The organism is Cytophagales bacterium, from assembly GCA_033344775.1.
Lineage (GTDB): Bacteria > Bacteroidota > Bacteroidia > Cytophagales > Cyclobacteriaceae > JAWPMT01.
Genome location: JAWPMT010000005.1, coordinates 1,831,051 through 1,852,230 on the forward strand (window position 1 = coordinate 1,831,051; position 21,180 = coordinate 1,852,230).

Annotated in this window: 14 protein-coding genes; 10 read left to right on the forward strand and 4 right to left on the reverse strand. The window is 42.0% G+C overall.

Annotated features, from left to right (window positions below; translation table 11 throughout):
• Nucleotides 1-82: 82 nt before the first annotated feature.
• The 9 genes from R8G66_25420 to R8G66_25460 all read left to right on the forward strand — a co-directional run bounded on the left by R8G66_25420 (nucleotide 83) and on the right by R8G66_25460 (nucleotide 14,013).
• Nucleotides 83-3,499, forward strand: a complete 3,417-nt coding sequence (locus R8G66_25420; protein MDW3195740.1) for a hypothetical protein — start codon at nucleotides 83-85, stop codon at nucleotides 3,497-3,499.
• A gap of 6 nt (nucleotides 3,500-3,505) precedes the next feature.
• Nucleotides 3,506-7,072, forward strand: a complete 3,567-nt coding sequence (locus R8G66_25425) for a DUF6443 domain-containing protein (GenBank protein MDW3195741.1) — start codon at nucleotides 3,506-3,508, stop codon at nucleotides 7,070-7,072.
• A gap of 8 nt (nucleotides 7,073-7,080) precedes the next feature.
• Nucleotides 7,081-7,572, forward strand: coding sequence for a hypothetical protein (locus R8G66_25430; GenBank protein MDW3195742.1), 492 nt, complete (start codon nucleotides 7,081-7,083; stop codon nucleotides 7,570-7,572).
• Between the two features lie 1,097 nt (nucleotides 7,573-8,669).
• The gene (locus R8G66_25435) at nucleotides 8,670-9,737 is read left to right on the forward strand and encodes an RHS repeat-associated core domain-containing protein (protein MDW3195743.1); all 1,068 of its coding nucleotides are present in this window, start codon (nucleotides 8,670-8,672) and stop codon (nucleotides 9,735-9,737) included.
• Nucleotides 9,730-10,041 carry a hypothetical protein gene (locus R8G66_25440; GenBank protein MDW3195744.1) on the forward strand — a complete coding sequence of 104 codons (312 nt, stop codon included), beginning with the start codon at nucleotides 9,730-9,732 and terminating at the stop codon, nucleotides 10,039-10,041. Before R8G66_25435 ends, R8G66_25440 begins: the two co-directional genes overlap by 8 nt.
• Nucleotides 10,042-10,185: 144 nt before the next feature.
• Complete coding sequence (locus R8G66_25445; protein MDW3195745.1) at nucleotides 10,186-10,614, forward strand: transposase; 429 nt, start codon at nucleotides 10,186-10,188, stop codon at nucleotides 10,612-10,614.
• A gap of 374 nt (nucleotides 10,615-10,988) precedes the next feature.
• On the forward strand, nucleotides 10,989-11,162 hold the full coding sequence (locus R8G66_25450; protein ID MDW3195746.1) for a hypothetical protein: 174 nt from the start codon (nucleotides 10,989-10,991) through the stop codon (nucleotides 11,160-11,162).
• 24 nt (nucleotides 11,163-11,186) lie between these two features.
• Nucleotides 11,187-12,242, forward strand: a complete 1,056-nt coding sequence (locus tag R8G66_25455) for an RHS repeat-associated core domain-containing protein (GenBank protein MDW3195747.1) — start codon at nucleotides 11,187-11,189, stop codon at nucleotides 12,240-12,242.
• A gap of 574 nt (nucleotides 12,243-12,816) precedes the next feature.
• Nucleotides 12,817-14,013, forward strand: coding sequence for a hypothetical protein (locus R8G66_25460; protein ID MDW3195748.1), 1,197 nt, complete (start codon nucleotides 12,817-12,819; stop codon nucleotides 14,011-14,013).
• A gap of 17 nt (nucleotides 14,014-14,030) precedes the next feature.
• On the opposite strand, the gene R8G66_25465 is transcribed toward R8G66_25460, so the two are convergent.
• Genes R8G66_25465 through R8G66_25475 form a run of 3 tightly spaced genes read right to left on the reverse strand, consistent with a single transcriptional unit; the run spans nucleotide 14,031 to nucleotide 16,197 of the window.
• The gene (locus R8G66_25465) at nucleotides 14,031-14,714 is read right to left on the reverse strand and encodes an intradiol ring-cleavage dioxygenase (GenBank protein MDW3195749.1); all 684 of its coding nucleotides are present in this window, start codon (nucleotides 14,712-14,714) and stop codon (nucleotides 14,031-14,033) included.
• Between the two features lie 16 nt (nucleotides 14,715-14,730).
• Nucleotides 14,731-15,354, reverse strand: coding sequence for a hypothetical protein (locus tag R8G66_25470; protein MDW3195750.1), 624 nt, complete (start codon nucleotides 15,352-15,354; stop codon nucleotides 14,731-14,733).
• 3 nt (nucleotides 15,355-15,357) lie between these two features.
• Nucleotides 15,358-16,197: a hypothetical protein gene (locus tag R8G66_25475; protein ID MDW3195751.1), complete on the reverse strand. Its 840-nt coding sequence runs from the start codon at nucleotides 16,195-16,197 to the stop codon at nucleotides 15,358-15,360.
• 404 nt (nucleotides 16,198-16,601) lie between these two features.
• Here R8G66_25475 and R8G66_25480 point away from each other — a divergent pair, with 404 nt between their 5' ends.
• A complete protein-coding gene (locus R8G66_25480) occupies nucleotides 16,602-18,908 on the forward strand; it encodes a YHYH protein (GenBank protein MDW3195752.1) in 2,307 nt (768 codons plus the stop codon).
• Between the two features lie 75 nt (nucleotides 18,909-18,983).
• Here the strand turns inward: R8G66_25480 and R8G66_25485 are convergent, their stop codons facing one another.
• On the reverse strand, nucleotides 18,984-21,041 hold the full coding sequence (locus R8G66_25485) for a M13 family metallopeptidase (protein MDW3195753.1): 2,058 nt from the start codon (nucleotides 21,039-21,041) through the stop codon (nucleotides 18,984-18,986).
• Between the last annotated feature and the right edge of the window lie 139 nt (nucleotides 21,042-21,180).

A 21,180-nucleotide genomic window follows, 5' to 3' on the forward strand; every position in this document is an offset into this window, starting at 1 on the left:
CCAAGTTTCCCGTTATCTGTACATTATTCGTGAGACGCTACAAAAAGTAAATAAACTAAAAGCAAGTTCAAAACAACCGATCATGACATCAAAATCAATCCTAAAGCCTCTATACATCATACCATCACTACTATGCCTATTGATGGTATCAGCACTTTCCGCGCAGGCACCGGTGGAGATTCCGGATCATATTCCTCCGTCTCCAACGTCCGCCGAACTTGGGAAATACGGCAATGTTCCTGTCAACCTACATAATGGTTCGCCAAACATATCCATTCCTCTTTACGAAATTGTTATGGATGATATCTCCGTACCCATAAGCTTGTCTTTTCATGCCAGTGGCCATAAAGTCAGAAGTCAAGCAAGTTGGGTAGGGCTCGGATGGAGCCTCAATGCAGGAGGAGTGGTCAATCGATCCATGAGAGGTGAACCCGATGAAGATGGGTATTTCGCAAGTATGGCCGACATCAAGGACTTCAATGATCGCGGGTTACTGCCCTATTTATGGAAATGGGTCCATGAAAATCCTTTATACCCTGAAAACGTCAAAGCTAACTTAAGGGTATACAGGAGCGAATTAGCTTATCTCTACGACCAACTAGTCAAATATGACACTTACTATAGTGACGACAGCTTTCTAGATGAACTCCAAAGTGATTATGATCAATTAAGAAACGAATACGATGATTATCTTGACACTATTTATAGTATGTATGGCATAAATGATGAATATAGGGAAGTAAAAAACTGGATGCATGCGGTAAAGAATGCTGGGTATGACACCCAGGCAGATATCTTTAATTACAATTATCCTGGGGGATCAGGCACTTTCCTATTCAAGCCTGATCAATCCATCGCTCAAATCCCTTATCAGGACAATGCAATTACTCCCATTGGTTTTACCACAAATGCAGCATGCCTGTCATGCAACAGTGGCACATTGGAAGGGTTTGAGATCATCAATATGGATGGCGTCAAGTACAACTTTCAAGATAAAGAGCTGACACGGGTACTTTATCCACAAGATGCGCCAGCTCCAGATCCGAATGTCTATGAATCCAGCTGGTACTTATCGGACATCAATAGTCAAAGAAGCGGAAAATCTGTTTCATTTAGCTATTCGAACAGAATGCCAGTTATGGCAGATGATATCCTAAATGAGACGATCACTGAAACGATTAATAACGGTGCCATCGAAAGTATTACCCCTTCCTTTAGTCCAACGAATATTAGGAACGATATCATTCACTTAGAGTCAATCACATGGGAAGGTGGTTCAATCGAATTTGGGGAAAGTCATGGGAGATTTGACCGAAAGCACGGCGAGGGAGTAATTCTGGATTCTTTGGTCATTAAGAACAAAAACGGTGATGTCTTAAAGTACTTTGTTTTCGAGTATAATAATGGGCTATCCGATATCAATGCTGCGTCTTCCAATTACTTTGATAATCATCTCTTATTGACCTCTGTAACGGAATATAATAGCTCGAACCAGGCTAAGCCACCCTACCTCATTAACTACTACCACCCCGAAGATATTCCTGCTCGCAACTCAAATGCAATGGATCATGATGGCTTCTATAATGCTGCACCAAACACCAGTCTGGTCCCTTCTTATGTGAATTACGGAGGACTTGTAACACCAGGTGCGGATCGCGAGCCTGGCTTACTGACTTCCAGGACGGGAATGGTCGAAAGCATCACCTATCCAACCGGAGGAAAGACAGCCTTCGAATACGAAAACCATGATATATGGGAAGGAGTCGTCTATCAAACACAAACGCAAACCTATTTCATAGAAAACTGTGACGCGAACAATATCCTGCAACCCGGGCTTGGAGTTTTGGGCTTTGAATGCATTGCCACAAAAACAATTAATGTCAACGTGCCGTCAGGAGCTCAAAATTCCCAAATCAGTGTTGTATCAACTACGGCAGCAACCGCAACATCAATCAATAATTCTAATGACTATTACACGAGGATATATGACGCTTCTGACAACCTCATGCTAAGCCACAGTTCTTATTCACCACTAAATAACGCTGGCTTGCTTCAAGAGGGTAACAACTATCGGCTTGAAATAAATTCAACCATTGATTACACGAAAATGCAGGTGACTGTCCAATACGAGGCACCTTCATTAATTGAAGCGAATTCGAACGTTGGTGGATTAAGAATTGCAGGTATCAAAGATTATACTAAGGATGACAATGGTGCATTCCAACTTGCCAATAGCAGAACATTTGAATACAAAATCAATGATGCGAATAGAAATAAATCTAGTGGGATATTACTAACCAAAAAAGACCCTGAATACACTTCCCAACGAACCAAATATGAAGGATGGCAAACGGGTGTGATGGAATACAGGACCCACTCATCTTCCGGTTCAGGAAGTTTCGAGCCATTCGGAGGTTCACAGGTTGCTTATGAAGAAGTTCGGGAAATTCAAACAGGAAATGGCTACACCGAATACCACTACAGCAATGAGCGAGATGAATCAGATGTCAATCTTATGGAACTCCCATTCATTGACAGGCAGTATATCAGTAGCTATCCAAAGAGTTTATCATTGACTTCATCTGGTTGGAAAAGAGGCCAGTTGATAGACCAAATTGTGGTAGATGAGCAGGGCAATGAAAAGCAATGGGTACACAATGATTACACCTATGTAAAAGTAGACTCAACCGTATCCTTTGCTTATGAAACCATACATGAAGAAACCCAGCCACAATCGGTATTTACCTGGGCATTAGAAACTCAGTATTCTGGATGGGCAAAATTGTATAATTCAACCACTACGACTTATGAAAACAATCAAGAAAGTGTTGTCAGCGTTTCTACAGTCTATGACTCAGATATCAAATTCATACTTCCGAAGGAGAGCAATCATTATATAGATGGGGTAAATGACTATACCCAGAAATTTGAATATTTAAATGATAGAACCAATCATATCATCAGTCCTGTAACTGAGATTATCAAACTAGATGATCAAGATAATTTGGTCCAGAAAGACACTTATTCCTACACAAACGGAAGAGTTGAATTCATCGATAAATACCTGAACGGTAGTTCTTCACCAAATTACACGACGCGTTTATCGGAATATAACGGGAAAAAACCTTCATATATAGAAGATCCATCCGGTATCAATGCAGTCTACCTTTGGGGTTACGGGGGTACTTTACCTGTCGCTAAAATCACCAATATTGATTACACTACAGTCGAAAATACGCTTGGTTCCAATCTGCAAGCGATTGAGAATTCATACGACAATAACTTCATCAAGTCTCAACTAATCTCCTTAAAAAGCACATTATCACAGCAACAACCGATTAACATTTTCCTTCATAAACAAGGTGTCGGTATGGTTGAAGCCATCGATACCAATGGTGTTATTACAACTTATCACTATGATGCATTCAATCGGCTATATCAGGTGAAAGATCAGGATCAGCACGTATTGAAAGAATTCCATTACAACTATTCCAACTAATTGATCATGCAACTCAAAGCAATAATTCCACTGATAGTGTGGATGATGATGGGTTTGGCCTGCCTTTCCCAAACCACCACCCAAAACTACGTCCAGACCCTGACGGCACGAGATACGATCTCTGGTGCACTGATCCATGAGCAGAACTATCCTCAAAAGGTGCAAGCTGATGTGGTGTACATCGATGGACTGGGCAGGACCATCCAGGCAGTGATGCAAGGTGCTTCTCCTACCGGTAAGGACTTGATAAAGATGCACACCTACGATCCTATCGGTCGGCAGGACAAAGACTACCTGCCCTTTGAAGCAAGTTCTACTTCAGGAGCTTATCAAATTAATGTGGGCGCTGGACAGCAAGGATTCTATGCCAATCCACCTACAGGTGTAGCCACTAATAGCTATCCCTACAGCCAAACCCTGTTCGAAAGCTCACCATTGAACCGACCACTGGAAACCAGCGCTCCTGGTACAGCCTGGAGAAGTTCTTTGCATGGAGGAACACATACGGTAGATTATGCCTATCGATTCAATACAGTCGCTGACGAAATTCGATTGATCACCGTGGATCAGTCTTTAGGTCAGACCATGACGGCCACTACTGATTATGCCGCCAATCAACTTCGAGGCACAATGATTACCGATGAAGATGGCAAAAAGAGGTTGGAGTTTACCGACAAAGCCGGCAAGGTCATTTGTAAGATCAATGCAGTAGGTACTGCCGATGAAACCTATACCTACTATGTCTATGATAATCGCGACCTACTGACTTTTGTAATCCCGCCACAGGCAGTAGCTGAGATTGGAGCTAACTGGAATCTTCTCAACGATGTTACCTTCCGCAAACAATGGCTATTTCGCTATCAATACGATCATCGCAACCGCATGGTCGAAAAACAAGTGCCCGGAGCAGAGAAAGTAGAGATGGTTTACGACAAAAGAGATCGACTGGTCATGACCCTGGATGGCAACCGAAGGGATGTAGCGACTGTTTCAGGAACTAATTCCTCCGGCAACGTTGAATATGTGGAAAACGGAGAGCTCATTGTCGAGAACTACCAGGGCAAAAGCTATGTCCGCGCTCCCGGAGCCAAGATTCGATTCAAAAAGCCAGACATCTACATCACCAAGGCACAAGACTTTTCCGCAAGAAAAGCCACCAGTGCCATCACCAATGAAAACCAATGGCTATATACCAAGTATGATGCCCTGAACCGGCCTGTCATGACCGGGATCATATCCTCAGCCCTCAACCGACAGGAGGTTCAAACCCTCATTGATACCAACAACAACTATGACTTCAGTGTGGACTATATCGGTGATGCCAATGGAAACATCCACGGCTATGATGATACCAGCTATCCCCAAGCCACAGGCACACAAGTACTCACTGTAACCTACTACGACAACTACGATTTTGTTACTGACTTCACCTGGGGAACCAACTACACCTATTCAGATCATCATCCCAATACCATCGGAATGGTAACCGGAAGTCTCACCCTGCTATTGGATGATCATAGCACTTCAACCCAGGCAAAACACCTGAAGGTAGTCACCTACTATGATGACAGATTACGTCCAAAGGCCCAAATGACAGAAAACTACTTTGGTAATGTAGATGAGGTCGTGACCACTTACAAAAATGACGTGGTGCCACTGGTTGCAAGTACGAGGACAAAACACCGAAAGGATGGTTCGATCACTACTGTCGATGAAACATTCACCTATGACCACCGGGATCGGTTACTTACCCATACACATGCTGTTGTAGGAAATGGCACAAAAACGCTGGCTAGCAATGCCTACAATGCCCTTGGGCAGTTGATCGAGAAAGACCTGCATGATGATGGGTCACCGGCACAGTCGGTGGATTATCGTTATAATGAGAGAGGTTGGCTCACAACCATCAATGGAGGGTCTGGCACATTCGATGATGGCAATGATCAATTTGGGATGGAATTAAAATACGATGATGCTCCAAATCCTCAGTACAATGGAAATATTGCACAGTGGTTCTGGAAAACAAATGGCGGAGGCCAAAATGAAAACGAGCAATTGTATCAATATTCCTATGATGCCTTGAATAGAATTACTAATGCCGGCTATGGAAGTACAGATAAAAATGGGTATTTTGCTGTAGGAGGTATCTCCTATGATTTGAATGGCAACTTATTGAGCCTGACGAGAAGAAGCGACTTCATTAAAATTGATGAGTTGGACTATTATTATGAAGGGAATCAATTGATTCAGGTAGAAGATAGTCGAAGTGCGACCAAAGGCTTTAAGGATCTGGACTCTCCAGTAGGAACCATAGAGTATACCTATGATGACAATGGCAACATGATTACGGATACCAACAAAGGCATCACCAACATCCAATACAACTACCTGAACCTGCCCCAGCAAGTCACGCTCACAGATAACACCAAGATCCACTACACCTATGATGCGGCCGGCATCAAGCACCGCAAGACAGTAGATGATGGTTCCCCGGAAACAACGACATATTCCAGTGGCTTCCACTACAAAGACAATGCTATACAATTTGTCCAGCATGCCGAAGGCAGGGCCAGATACAACAGCGGTTCATGGTTATACGAATACAACCTCACTGACCACTTAGGTAATGTGCGAGTATCCGTCAATGAATCGGGGAGTGTGGTACAGAGACAAGACTACTATCCTTTTGGCCTCACGTTTAATAGCTCTGCAGAAAGTCCTGAGAATCTATATAAGTACAATGGGAAAGAAGAGCAGAAGGAAACTGGCTGGTATGATTACGGGGCCAGAATGCATGATCCTTGGTTGGGTAGATGGATGGTTGTTGACCCCATGAGTGAAGAGCTTTATCATCTTTCTCCTTATAATTATGCGGAAAATAATCCACTACGATTTATTGATCCTGATGGGATGCTATCAACAGATGTAATTGATAATGGAGATGGTACATATGACGTGGTTGGCGGTGATGTAAATGATGGGGATAAAGGCATATATGTTGTGGCACAAAATGATGACGGCAGTTATTCCCGGACTGGTGAAAGAATAGGAGAGTCGGTGACTACTCACTCATTTTATAATGCGGACACTCAAGATCCTGAAAGTCAACAAGGTTGGCAAGGAACAATTGATACTAATTCCACAGAATCAGGAGATTTGGTTGAAGGATTTAAGTCTGATGCAGAAAATGAAAGCATTGTTAGCTACATGCCAAATGCTACTGATGGGGAAAAGTACGATTTTAAGAGAAACGGAAATCCGGATAATAATGATCGCGACAATCACCATAGAGGTTCATTATGGGGAGTTAAGGAAGATGGGACCAAAGTCTACGGGTCTGCAAGAGATGCTGGTAATTATGCCGCGGGATACATATCTGGATTAAAAGGGTTGGGCTGGGAGGCAGCTAAATTAGGATTTAATACTCTTGAATTCGTTAAGTCAGGATCTCTGGAAGGTGCTCAATCTACCTTAGCGCAAAAACTAGGTCATACAGATGGGAAATCTGTACGGCAATCTAGAACAACTTCTTTACCTGGATTTGGACCAGGTATTCCGATTATTAAGAAATAGTATAAATAATGTTTACTGTTAAAAAATTGTTTGCATTAATGCTGTTAATAACAGTATCGTTAGCTTGTTATTATTTTATAGGGTATCGACGTTTCTTTCTTTCAGATAGAACTGGGGAAAAATATATCACAATATGGACTAGCAGCAATAATCGATGTTATGTAATCCCTGGGAAGTATTATAGTCCATTTAAACCATCAGAAGATTACATCGAGACACTTAATCATCGAAATTATTTTGGTATTGTTTGGGCATCTGATGATTCTGAAAAAATTAACTTATCAATATACAATCAATACCAGATTTTTGGCTTAGATGAAGGGTTTAAAATCTATGAAGATAATGAGACAATGTTATCTAATTATGGTATTACAAGAAAGATTAATTCTTCGCAGGGTGAAGAGGAATCCAAACTCTTATCAGACAGTATAAAGAGGGAGATTAATTATGAATATATAGATTTAAATAGGTTTTATGGGATTAAAGTATTCAGTTGGTAGTTCTCTGTTAAATACTTTTTGTTCCATTTGATTCATATCTTTCTACGATTCTGATTTATTTTAGAATTGTTAATCTAGAGATTGTGTCGAATAGACTAAATGGAGCAAGTGGTTCAAGAAGACCATAAGTAGTTCACTAGCTAAAATGAACCACTTATCGACCTTTTCAAACTGGAAACGCACAAAATCGAAGAAGTTCATTTAATTCCAGAAACATCAACCGAGCAAAAAATTCTGGCTCTTTGGCCGAGTGACTTATATTTACTGGGCTTCCAGTCCAGTTCAATACATTAAAGGTGAACCACTGATCCAGTAGTGAGCCATTCTAAGAGTGGCTCACTTAAAGGAAAGAATATCAGTAAGTTGGGTATAGTGAGCCACCAGGTCAGAAATCATCAACCGGACTGAAAATAACCCATGAAAACCTTGTTGAGGTACCATCCATTAGGTTAAGTCTACGATTGAAAGATGGTGACGCTCCTCGTGCTAGCTCGGAGCGGTTATGCGGCGTGTCTTTGGTTCGTCTGTCAGGCTGCCCGTCGGAAATAGAAAAGGTCGTTCCAGTTTTTTCTTTGATGTTCATTTTTTTAGGCAAGAAAAAAACGGGGCTCCACCTTGTCTATTCCTTTGGTTGCTGCCAGTACGGTCCTCGCCACAGGTGTTTTCATCCCACGTAGAAATTTATTGATCGCCTGCGGCAGCTAGGCCTACGTGTGCTTACTCACCTCTAGTTAATGCGGGCCTGCGACTCACGCCAGTTCCCTACGCTTCACCCCTGAACTAGTCAGGTGCTTGCTCCGGCACTTCCGGTCACTCCCTTTGGTCGCTTTACCCGGCAGGCTGGCGAGAGTACCCGCAGACGGCCCGCCAAGTGTATCAAGATAGCTAAGCTCATCAGGCTTTTAACTCAGGTGGTGGAAACCTGCCGCACTCTGTTGATGATCTGCCCTGATCTAGTCCCATTGCTTCGCTTGGCTCACCCCCTTGAAAAGCAAAGGCCCGACTAAGTGGCTGCACAGAAAATCAATACAACACCGGTCCTTTCCTTGTCAATGCGGTGTGTGGTGTAGTGTATAAGCGTTATCTTTAAATCCTCAATGGGTTGCCCAAAACATCTATATAACCCCGATCAGGAGTCTTCACCGTTTTTAGAGGTATGGAAGAAGGAGCGTTTAGAAAATGCGGACGCTCATTTTTTAGGTACCCCAGACGAAAAAAGTCGCGCTGAAAATTTTTGTGATAGTTACTTGCCCTTTGGCCTCACGTTTAATAGCTCGGCTACTAGCCCCGAGAATCTCTATAATTATAATGGTAAAGAGGATCAAAAGGAAACTGGATGGCTAGATTATGGAGCCAGAATGTATCAGCCAGATCTTGGTAGATTCTTACAATTAGATCTACTTTCAGAGGTAATGAGAAGGCATTCTCCTTACAACTATGCTTTTGATAATCCAATTAGATTTGTCGATCCCGATGGAATGATGCCAGAAGACAAGGTCTATGAAACTGAGACAAATTCCACATATTCTGTAAATAATGGAACAATTACAATCCAAACAGTATCTACTCAAACTGCAACGCAGAGCGTAACAAAAAATGGAATTACTGAAAAAGTCACTGAAACAACTACCAATACTTTTACTGCCTCAACATATTTAAAGGAAGATGGAACGATTGGTATAAAGCAATCGTCCACGGAAAGTGTAGAAAGTTCTAGAAAAACACAGACAATATTGAATTCCGAAGAAGGAGATGTCCAAATTGGGGACACTAAAATTGAGAATAATATTAATGGCGTCGATGGAACGAGAGATATTGATTTGGCAAACCAGGAAAGTACTGTACGTGGCCTTGGTGAAGCACTAATTGGTGAAATGAAAACGAATTTAAATGCTGTAGGAGTTGGTCATTCATTCACTGATAGTGGGGCAAATATGCTGTCGTTTGGTTTCCTAATGGCTGGAGGAGCCATGAACCCACAGTTGGCTTTCGGAGCAGGTTTAGGATTTGTGGTTGGAACACAACTTAGGATCAATAACGTCGAAAATAATTTTGATGGAACCAATCTAAACATCAGACATGATTATCATAAATTCACATATGATAAAAACGGGAATAAGAAGACTATAGCGACAATTAGAGATCGAAAAGGTGGACATGAATAAGTTATTTGTTGGAGTAATAGTAACTCTACCTTTAGTATTAAACCGACTATACGGTGATAAGCTTATTATTATTTACTTCATTTATTATGGATTTGTATCTATTTTCTTCCTGACAAAAGAGATTCAATTACAATCTTATGAAGTTAAAAACTATGTGATTTTAAACCCTAGCTTAGCCATTTTAGGAATATTTTATGTTGTTTCTTTTTACATGTTAGCCGATTCAACTTTCTCAAACGTGGGAATTCATATAGGCTTTTTATTAAGTTGCTTTTCATTGATTAGGTTGAAAGAGAATACTTGAATTTAGTTTCTTCGATTCCAAATAAGTAGTTCAACTGGTTCATAAGTAGTTCACTAGCCCAAATGAACCACTTATCTGTAATACTCCCTGAAAATCGGGCCATTGGCTTAGTTAAACCTGAAACGTTTAAATTGACTAAGACCTATGAAACGAACAAGACGAAAATTCACACCGGAATTCAAGGCCCGAGTAGCTGTTGAAGCTATCAAAGAGCATAAGACACTTGCCGAACTCTCTAAACAGTTCGGGGTTAGCCCGGTGATCATTTCACGCTGGAAGAAGGAATTTCTAGCCAATATGTCTAATGCTTTTGGAGGTGACCATCACACCGAAGAGCCGACGGTTGATGTCGATAAGCTCTATTCTCAAATTGGGCAATTGAAGGTTGAGAATGATTTTCTAAAAAAAAGCTTGAAGAAAACCGGCCTGCGACTCATGCCAGTTCCCTACGCTTCACCCCTAAACGAGTCAGGTGCTTGCTCCGGCACTTCCGGTCACTCCCTTCGGTCGCTTTACCCGGCAGGCTGGCGAGAGTACCCGCAGACGGCCCGCCAAGTGTATCAAGATAGCTAAGCTCATCAGGCTTTTAACTCAGGTGGCGGAAACTTGCCGCACTCTGGTAATGATCTGCCCCGATCCGGTGCAGTGCTTCCCTTGGCACATCCTTCCGGTAACCAAGTCGGCGACCTGTTTAGTGCTGTAAATGATGATCGATTACGCCGAATTGTTCACCGGAACGATGGACGATCCAGAGTTAAGCCTACTAAAACGCATGAACACGAGTTTAAACATGGTAATAAACATGAAAATAGTTGGAAAATCTGCTAGTAGACCGATTGGAAAAAAACAGTAGGATAAAGTTGAATTCTGCTTTAGGATCACGGATATAGCATTTTCAAGAGACATGATTTAGACAGGTCAGGGCCACAAAAGTAAAAACGGTCCTTTTGAGCGTCTCAAATCCTGATGATCAAAACGTCATGAAAAAGAAAAATATCATCAAGTATGCTAGCAAGTTGATCAGAAAAGCAATAGGAGAAATAGGCAAAATCGTTACTTTGACCATCGGACTGGTCAAGATATTAGCCGAATTAATTAATCAAATCAAAGAGTTATTTTAACAGGTCGTTATCTTTAAATCCTCAATGGGTTGCCCAAAACATCTATATAACCCCAATCAGGAATCTTCACCGTTTTTATGGGTATGGAAGAAGGAGCGTTTAGAAAATGTTGACGCTCATTTTTTAGGTACCCAAGACAAAAAAAGTTGCGCTGATTTTTTTTGCAATAGTTACTTGCCCTTTGGGCTCACTTTTAATAGCTCAGCTGATAGCCCTGAAAACCTGTACAAGTACAATGGCTTTGAGGAGCAAAAAGAAACAGGATGGTACGATTACTTAGCCCGTCAATATGACCCAGAGCTCGGGCGCTTTACGAGTGTTGATCCGGCAGCTGATCTGATGAGAAGGCAAGGACCTTACAATTATGCCTTCAATAATCCGATAAGGTTCATCGATCCTGACGGGATGATGCCGGAGGATAAGGTTTCAAATGAAAAACAAGAAGAATACCCAGAATATAAATTAGTAGATGATGAGAAAAACATTCATCAAACCACTTACACAAATAGGAAAAGTAGCACTTCTATGGTAATGGATGAAAACGGTCAAGCAGCAGTAAGGATTACAACCTCTGAAATCGAACAAATAACATCAACAATTGATGGAGAAGGAAATATTACAGGAACTACGAGAACATATAATGAGGAAATTTCCCAAACAAATATTAGTGGTGGATTTGGTGGAGCAGGAGAAACTACAACCACCGATACAAATGTCTTGGAAGTTGATACAAACTATGATTTGGCTAATAACGAGGTGGCTGAGAAATTTACGGAAAATGTATCAATTCAAGTACAAGCAGATCATGATTGGAACCCATTTAACGGGAATATTGAATTTGGAGTTCTTGCTGAATTAGGAGGAGCTGACGCACTTTTAAATGGTTTAACTAATGGTCGAATAAGTGTCGGAAAGATTGTAGGAAAAACAATTCAACGTGGATTATGGGCTGCTGCTGGAGGCAACTACTTAGGAAATAAAAATCGCAATTTTTCAAATCATTCAGAAAAATCGTTGGTTTATCGACGCAGCGAAAACGGCAATTTTAAAAGCGTAAAAAAAGGAGGACATGCAAATTGATTTAATTTATTACTTGTTAATCGTATTAGCATTATTGGGTGTTCTTTTCAAGAAAAAGTTTTTCAACCCGAATTCCTACAGAAGGCTAATTATCATTCCTTTTAATGATGCTAAACATGAAATTCTGTTATTCAAATTTTCAGACAATAACGTTATATATTCTATTATTATCGTGATAGTGTATTTACTTATTGAGAAGTATTTTATACTCTTCGGGCTTTATCTCGCTGTTTTTGCTTATCTATATTTGAAAATTAGTAGAGTTTGAATACTATCAGTATTTTGTAAGAATTAATACATCATTCTCTTACCCCAGTGGGAGTAGTTCAACAGGTTCACAAGCAGTTCACGAACCACTTATCGACCTATACAAGCTGGAAACGCACAAAACCGAAGAAGTTCATTTAAAATCGGAAACATCAACCGAGGCAAAAATTTTTTCGGTGATTCAAATGGGCATTTTCTGCTTCAGGCAGCACTTATTTCGATCTTCTTGTAAAAAAACCCACCCTTTCTTTATCGGGTATTTGGAAGAATTCTTGTTTCTTAACGGATGCCTAAACCCTGCCTGATCGTGAACTGTAAAAAGTGCTTTTTCCTTGTCCTTATCCTCATCATCTTCTTTGATTCGTATGCACAGGTTCCGGTGATGCCAGATGATTTTCGGGTGAACTTACCAAATCAAAATCGGGGCATTGAAGAGGCGATTTCATGGTATGAGCTTGATTACAGATATCCAACCATTGATCTTCGTGGCCTTCACGAGCTTACTTCCCATCACCTACCAGATTCAGTCATTATAGTTCCTCCAGAACTGAATCAATACAGTAAAATGACGATACTGGTGGGCGTGACTGGTGATCAAAATCGGCCTACTTTGATTATCTGGCTGGCAGCAAATTATCATACCAATCGCATTATCCTCTACACGGATCAGAACCAGGACAGGAACTTCATCAACGACAGAAAACCTTTGAAAATCCGAAGAGGCGGAGAATTGGTAAAGATTCGTATCACCACTTCAAATGGGGATTTGCTGTTGGATTTGATGCCTCCTCAACGTGTCAATGAAACCTATCAATTGCGACCAATCTACGATGGGTTATCACTTAGTTTCACTGCAGGTATCGGTGTTGGGAACCTTGATTATCGTTTCATCGATCTGACTTACGATCAACCGACTACCTACGCTGTAAGGTTTGTCGAAAAGGGTATAAAAGCCGGACTGACTTATCAGTGGCGACAATTCCAGCTTGGAGGAAGTGTGGCTTTACAAAATCATTTCTTCTACACCTCTACCCTGGACATCAAAAAAGGAGAGCCCATACGTCTGGAAGTTCCCGATCCGAATTTACCAGGAAGAACTACCTTCATCACCGTAGAAAATGTGGAAAAACTCACCAATAAGGACGTCCACTCAAAAAATCGGCTGCAAACCACGCTCTTTGCATCCTATGCATTTCAATTCGGTAATAATTTCTCATTGCAACCGGTCGTAGGCGTAGGTCTTATATCCTATCTGGACCCAACCTATACCCGATTATCTAATGAAGAAAATGAAACGTACGACTTAAATCCCTATTGGTTTTATGAATTCGGTGCTAGAACTGAATTTACCGTCGGACTTCAAAAAGCCGTGTACCTGGAATTCTTATACGCTGTAGAAAATTGGATGCCGAACAACTTCATCAGTACAGTCTCTCACGAAAATCTGGAGGTTAACCTGACTGTATGGAGGTTCAATCTAGGTTACCGATTCAAAGCATTTTAATTTCTGTTTTTGAAAGCTTATCCCGCCACTTTGATCCTTTCCGTAAGAACATAGCCGTCCGTCGTATTTCCCACGACTGATGTTGCCATATTTCTATTGAGGCTTGCTCCAAATGCTCCGTCTTCCTCATTAGACGTATCGAAATTTCCATTATATCCATTGGATTCATAGACCGTATTTGAAACGTCTTCGGGAAATGCGGTTTGCGTTATTAAAAGAGACTCACCATTCGTGCGCTTGATCTCCAGATGCAAATGTGGCGCTCGTCCGGGATACCATCCAGGGTAAATACTGATGAAAGAGGCTACACCATCCGCTCCGGTCGTTTGTCTTCCTCGCAAAAAGCTTTGATTGGTAAAGTCTCCCTCTAATTGTCCGGAGTACTCCGAATAATTCCCTTTTGCATCACAATGCCAGACATCCACCAACACACCGGCCAATGGTTCACAATTATCGTTTGTATTTTCTACCTTGATCATGATTTGTAAAGGAATACCTGACCGATCCCCAACGATATTTTCTCTGATCAAATCCGCAGGACTCTTAATTGGAAATGGCCCGGCCGTTTCTGCAGGAGATACCTGACAGGCAGCTGCCTCAATGACGGGTTCGTCTTCTATGCAAGAGGTGATCACTGAGGGAATAGTAACCATTGCTCCTACTCCCATCAATCCTTCCTTGATAAATTTCTTTCTATCCATTTATTGAAAAAATTAGCTATTGAGTTAACAGGCCATACTGTGCTATTTCCTGATCAGTCATCCAGTGAATGTCATCCGCTGGAGCAGCATTAATCGTGAAATAATAAAAATCTTCCGCTTCTTGCTGTGTGAAACCTACCGACATATAATAGTCGATGTAGGGTTGGTGAAATTCGTGCCCAACCGGAAAATCAGTAGCTGAAACGAAGTTGCCATTATCGTCTTCACCTGCCCAGGAATGAACGCCAATACGTGTATTAGCACCCATTGTTCTTCTCTCTCCAGCCAGGAAAAAATCACTCCCTCCTGAAGCAATCAAGCCATTGTCATTGACATGTATGTTGGTCCCGCGTTGATGAACCAATGCGGATAATTGCAAGTTGATTTCATCGTCTTCAGAACCATCACAATTGATGATGTGAATGGTATTAATATTAGGATAGGAATCAATCAAGGCATTGAAATGATTGAGGGAAGCACTGTTGATCACACCATCTAACTCAATCGTATTTTCATCTATTACTTCAAAAATTCCAAACCCCGTTTCACTTATACCTTCATCACCTGTGCATGAGACCAAAAAGAGCCCATGTGCCAACAGCAGCATGAACAGGGACTTTACTATTTGTTCTTTTTTCATCGTTTATCGTTTATAAGTGCCATCAGGTAAAACCAAAGGCATTTTGTATTGTGGATCTGTCAGTAATTCAAAAATTGCTTTATCTGTGCTTTCTACCAATTCTGGTGTATTCAATTTCCATTCATGCCCGATTTCATCGAATCGATTTTCTTGTGCGCCCATTAGGGAAGTCAAGGCCCAGTACAGGTACTCAATGGTTTGGCAATCGGCATAATCGCATGTCTCATCATCATATGCATACCAGGCACTTTCAGGGTACTGATCAGGAATGGTTAAAAATTTCCCTCCTCGTGCTATGTCCATCGCATTTGCCAGATCTGAGCCTTCGTTTTGACCAAAAGCAGTGGGATATGCAAAGGAATGCCCCGCATTGTTAATGATATGTAGCACCTCTTCCAAGGCCGCATCAAAACGTCCTATTTTTCCTCCGGAGACATAATTAGGATTTGTTTCATCATTTCCCAGATCCTGACCGATTCGATCAGATGGAGGCTCAAGGTCTAAATCACTTTCTCGTGACCACATCACCAGAAAAGCTTTGTTCTCCAACATTTTATCGAGCACCAACTGATCATCGACTGTACCGTCCTCATCATTGTCCAGGTATTGGGCCATGATATTGGCTGCATGTAACAACTTTTCATCTTCTACGGCAGGCACCGCATATATATCAATTCCAAACACAACCACTTTCCGGTTAAAAGAGCCTAGCCCAGGATCATTGTGTGCAACTATGGTAAAATTGGGATCATTCCCAGGGTCAATATTTTGAGTGATTGAAATCCCATCATCACTTCCACATCCTTGTATGATGCCAAAAAACAAGAACAAGAGGGTTGTCATTACTTTGATTTTTTCCTTCATAAATAGCTAAAAAATAAAAAAGCACATACACCAGCTACCAAATGATAACTGAGGTATGTGCCTAAACACAAGTCATTTTACTTATTTCCCAATTTCTTCCTCAGTGATGGAAACAAGTAATGCCTTCCGGCAATATGTTGACTTTCTTAATCTAGTACAAATACTCCTTCAATTCCCCTACTATGAATATGAAAGGTACGCTTCAAAATCCTCCCCACCTGTGGCAACTGTTTTGTTGGTTGTCTCCGTAATAGGCCCAAACCTGCTGATCTTGAACTAGCGGTGTTCGTTGATGAATCCATAAGTGTGCATCCCATTTGTCGCCCGGCTTCTCTCGGAATCGTTAATTGGATTTAGCATATTTAAAATATAACTTTTTAAACATGCAAAGACATATTTACAAGTTTTATACGCCCCTGGCTTTAATGATTTGCTTCTCCTTGTGCCTTTTCATCAGCTCTTGTACGGAAGAAACACCGGAAGAGCCGTTCGCGGCAACGGCTGCTATATCGACTTCCGTATCAACGGTAACTGAAGGCGGAAACAGTCCGGAAATTACCATCAGTTTTAACACCGACAATACTTCGGGAAGTGCACTAACCATTCGATATACGGTCAGTGGCTCCGCTTCTTCCGGGACCGATTATTCCGCAATCACCGGCTCCATAAGTATTCCGGATGGAGATACAGAAGCTTCTTTTTCTATTGAAGTGTTGGATGATGAAGCTGTTGAAGAAAATGAAACGATCATTATCACTCTGGATACTTCAGGCCAGCCGGACGGGATAAGCATCGGAAACAGTAATAGCATCACAATTACGATTCAGGACAATGATGAAGAAGAGCAAAACAATGATCCCAATCAAATCTCTATTTCAGCGGATGTCACAGATATCTTAGAGGGAGAGACCAATCCGGTCATCACTTTTTCCTTGAGTCAGGTTCTGGAATCTGAAATGTCGTTTGATTACAGGATCTCCGGAACTGCCGAAAATGGGATCGATTACACCGAATTAAGTGGAAGTATCACAATTGCTAGTGGCGAACAATCGGGGGCGCTTGAAATAGAATTGACCGATGATGAAGAAGTAGAAGAAGCGGAAACCATCATTATTTCTATCAATGGCATGGCGCTTCCTTCGGGTATTGTGATTGGAGAAAACAGAGAAGTCACTATCACCGTCTCCGATAACGACGAAGCGCAAATCATCGTAAACGTTGAAGCCGTTTCAAATGGCGCAGAAGGTGGTGATAATCCCTCTTTCGAAATCATATTGGATCAGCCAGTTACTGAGGCAACGACATTTATTTATTCCCTGTCAGGCACAGCAACCGCCGACGAAGATTTCACCAGTCCTTTGGGAGAAGTAACGATTGAAGCAAATGAGGAATCGACCGTATTTGAAATTACTTTGATCGATGACGAAGCGGTCGAAGACGAGGAAACCATAATAGTGACGCTTGTAGCAGCTGATCTTCCCGAAGGGTTTCTACTGGGTGAAAGTACTGAAGCCACCGCTACCATAAGTGACAATGACGAGGAAAACACCGCCACTCCAATCACGTTGACTTTTGATGCTTCTGATGGCAATAGCATTACGGTAGGCAGCTGGACAGAAGTCAATGATGCGGAAGGCTACATTATTCTAATTAATACCGAAAATGATTTTGATGACCTGGCAAATGATCAAAAAATTGCAGCCAGCACGACCTATGTAGGTACCGGGACGCAGGCTGTCTATGATTCAGAAATGTCGGAAGACTTTACGGTTACGTTATTACAAGATCAAACTACCTATTATTTCAAAGTAGTTCCATATGATTCCGATGGGGCTTACGATAACGATCAGGATACTTTCGAAGCGAGTACCATGAGTTGTACTACGGATAGTGAAACCGAAAACCAGGTTTGCTTTACCATATTTGAAGCGAATGATACCCGATACATTGTCTCAAACCAGTATCCCGATCACGAAACAGGCAGCTTTCCAAACGCGGATGTCACAGCCGTAGCGTTGGAAACCAACATCGATCTTACCCCGTCGAATACTGGAGAGGTTACGCTTGTCTATAACGAAACAGGGGGGCCTACACCCTCCAACCCAAATTTCTGGCGTTTTGGCGTCGCTTCGAATGGATTAGGTTACAATCCTATGGGCCTCAAACCCTGGACCAATCCTGATACGGGTGAAGAAAATTGGGAATGGCAAGCTGCTGTCGTCGATGAAGGAAATACTTTCCTGGATGAATACAGTGGGCATGTGACTTCTCAGGGTCAATATCATTACCACGGAGACATTACAGGCCTTGCCACCGACGAAGATGGCAGTCGTCATTCATTGTTGTATGGATGGGCTGCTGATGGATTCCCAATCTACTATAAATACGCATACGTGATCTCTGACGATCCCAACAGTGGCATCATAGAACTGAAGTCAAGCTATCAATTGAAGTCTGGTGACCGTGGAGGAGATGGCACCACAGCACCTGATGGAACGCATGATGGCACATATATTCAGGATTATGAATTTGTAGAAGGATTAGGAGATTTGGATGAATGCAATGGAAGAATGGGCATCACTCCGGAATATCCCAATGGCACCTATTATTATGTCATCACAACCGACTTCCCGAAAATACCGAATTGCTTCGTCGGAACGCCCAGCGAAGATTTCCAAATTGGCAGGTAATAATAATACAACAAACGAAAAAAGCCTTTCTACGCAATGTAGAATGGCTTTTCTCTTTAAATCCTCTGTATTGAATTACCAGATCTTTACTCGCTCGGATTCTGGTTTCCAAAGCTCGTCACCTTCTTTGATGTCGAAGGCTTGATAGAACTGCTCCATGTTCTCCAATGGTCCGATGGCACGGAACATGGCAGGACTATGAGGGTCAGTTAATACTTGTGTTCTCAAGGTCTCATCACGGTATTTGGTTCTCCAGATAGTGGCCCAGGATAAGAACAGGCGCTGCTCGGGCGTAAATCCATCAATTTTTCCAGGATTACCATTTTCAGCCAAATAGATCTGCAGCGCATCATATGCTGCATTCAGCCCACCAAGATCACCGATGTTTTCACCCAGGGTTAATTTTCCTTGAACGTAAACACTGTCCAGCGCTTCATAACCGTCAAATTGTGCCACCAATTGATCCGCTCGAGCATTGAAATTTTCACGATCTTCATCGGTCCACCAGTTGATCATGTTCCCTTCAAAATCGAATCGACTTCCCTGATCATCAAAACCATGAGAGATCTCATGACCAATCACAGCACCCATACCACCATAATTCACAGCGGCATCTGCCTCATAATTGTAAAAAGGTGGTTGTAAAATGGCCGCAGGAAATACAATTTCATTATTCAATGGATTGAAATAGGCATTGACCGTTTGTGGGCTCATTGCCCATAGAGTCTTATCTACTTCCTCTCCGATCTCACTGATGTTTTCATCAAACTGCCATTTCCAGGCATTTTCCATGTTGCTCAGAAAGCTGTAGAATTCTCCGGTATTTTCAATATTCAGCGCTCCGTATTCTCTCCATTTATCCGGATATCCGATTTTCACGGTCAGGTTATTCAGTTTCTTCAGTGCCTGCTCTTTCGAAGCATCACTCATCCATTCGAGATCTCTGATTCTCTTATCAAACGCCTTCATCAAATTTTCCACCATCTCCTCAGCACTCTTCTTCGCTTCTGGAGGAAAGGTTTCTGCAACATATACTTTACCAATCGCTTCACCAATCACACTATTGGTCGCACCCAACACACGCTCCCATCTGGGTCGCATTTCCTCTGTACCACGAATGGTCTTGCCGTAGAAATCAAAATTGGCTGCTACCAACTCATTGTTCATAAAGTTTGCGGCCCGATCTACAACATTCCATTTCAGGTAGGCTTTGGTGGCATCAAGGCTACTGCTTTCAAGCACTTTACTCACTGTCGAGGTAAACTTGGGCTGCAACACAATCAAAGTATCAACTTTCGATAGGTCTACACCCAGCTGAGTCAAATATTGTTCCCAATTGATCACAGGTGAAAGTTCTTGTAATTCTACAACCGTATGGGGGTTATACAACGCCGGAAGGTTCCTTGCCTCAATCGGAGTAAGAGAAGCCAAAGCCAGCTGATTCTCGATTTCCATAATCCGATCAGCCATTTCAGTATAGTTACCTCCAACCTGAGCCAGTTCCAGAATATTCGCAAGGTGCATCAGGTATTTCTCTCGGATCTCAACACTTTTCTCGTCGGTCTTAGTGTAGTAATCCCTGTTGGGAAGCCCCAAGCCACCTGCCGTGATATACAGTGAATTGATTTTACTGTTCTTCAAGTCTGGGAATGAGGAGACACCTTGGTAAGGTCCATATCCGCTTCGCTGAAGCTCAGCTAATAATTCCTGAACCTGGATCGTATTAGTCACTCCATCAATTTTATCGATCCAGCGGGCAATGGCTCCAACACCTACTGATTCGGCCCTTGAAGAGTCCATTCCTACCGCAAAAAGGTTGATGGCTTTTCTCTCATCGGAACCTTCGTTGAATTCAGGATTTTCTGCAGCACCTTCCATGATGTCCAGTACCATTTCGTTGTTCGCATCGCGCAATGCGGAGAACCCTCCCCACGATCCTTCGTCTGCGGGAATTTCAGCTTCTTTCAGCCAGCTGCCATTGGCAAACTGATAAAAATTTTCCTTTGGATCTACAGATTGATCCAGATTCGCCATGTCCAGAGCAGGTGGCATTTCTCGGCCCGCTTTTTCAGCTTCCGGGGCACAAGCTATCATGACAGTCACCAAAAGTGCTATCCATAATGTATTCTTCATAACAATAAACAAGATATTGGTCGGCAAGATATTTGCCATGGAAACTATCTGGAACAGATAATTAGAAGAACGGCCAAATAAACTGACCACAAAACCAGATAGCCTGAAAAGTTAAACGGCGAAACTTCACAGAATCGCC

Excerpts from the sequence above, each read along its gene's own strand:
- R8G66_25420 (MDW3195740.1), top strand. The coding sequence starts at position 83 with ATGACATCAAAATCAATCCTAAAGCCTCTATACATCATACCATCACTA.
- R8G66_25425 (MDW3195741.1), top strand. The coding sequence starts at position 3,506 with ATGCAACTCAAAGCAATAATTCCACTGATAGTGTGGATGATGATGGGT.
- R8G66_25430 (MDW3195742.1), top strand. The coding sequence starts at position 7,081 with ATGTTTACTGTTAAAAAATTGTTTGCATTAATGCTGTTAATAACAGTA.
- R8G66_25435 (MDW3195743.1), top strand. The coding sequence starts at position 8,670 with ATGGGTTGCCCAAAACATCTATATAACCCCGATCAGGAGTCTTCACCG.
- R8G66_25440 (MDW3195744.1), top strand. The coding sequence starts at position 9,730 with ATGAATAAGTTATTTGTTGGAGTAATAGTAACTCTACCTTTAGTATTA.
- R8G66_25445 (MDW3195745.1), top strand. The coding sequence starts at position 10,186 with ATGAAACGAACAAGACGAAAATTCACACCGGAATTCAAGGCCCGAGTA.
- R8G66_25455 (MDW3195747.1), top strand. The coding sequence starts at position 11,187 with ATGGGTTGCCCAAAACATCTATATAACCCCAATCAGGAATCTTCACCG.
- R8G66_25465 (MDW3195749.1), bottom strand. The coding sequence starts at position 14,714 with ATGGATAGAAAGAAATTTATCAAGGAAGGATTGATGGGAGTAGGAGCA.
- R8G66_25470 (MDW3195750.1), bottom strand. The coding sequence starts at position 15,354 with ATGAAAAAAGAACAAATAGTAAAGTCCCTGTTCATGCTGCTGTTGGCA.
- R8G66_25475 (MDW3195751.1), bottom strand. The coding sequence starts at position 16,197 with ATGACAACCCTCTTGTTCTTGTTTTTTGGCATCATACAAGGATGTGGA.
- R8G66_25480 (MDW3195752.1), top strand. The coding sequence starts at position 16,602 with ATGCAAAGACATATTTACAAGTTTTATACGCCCCTGGCTTTAATGATT.
- R8G66_25485 (MDW3195753.1), bottom strand. The coding sequence starts at position 21,041 with ATGAAGAATACATTATGGATAGCACTTTTGGTGACTGTCATGATAGCT.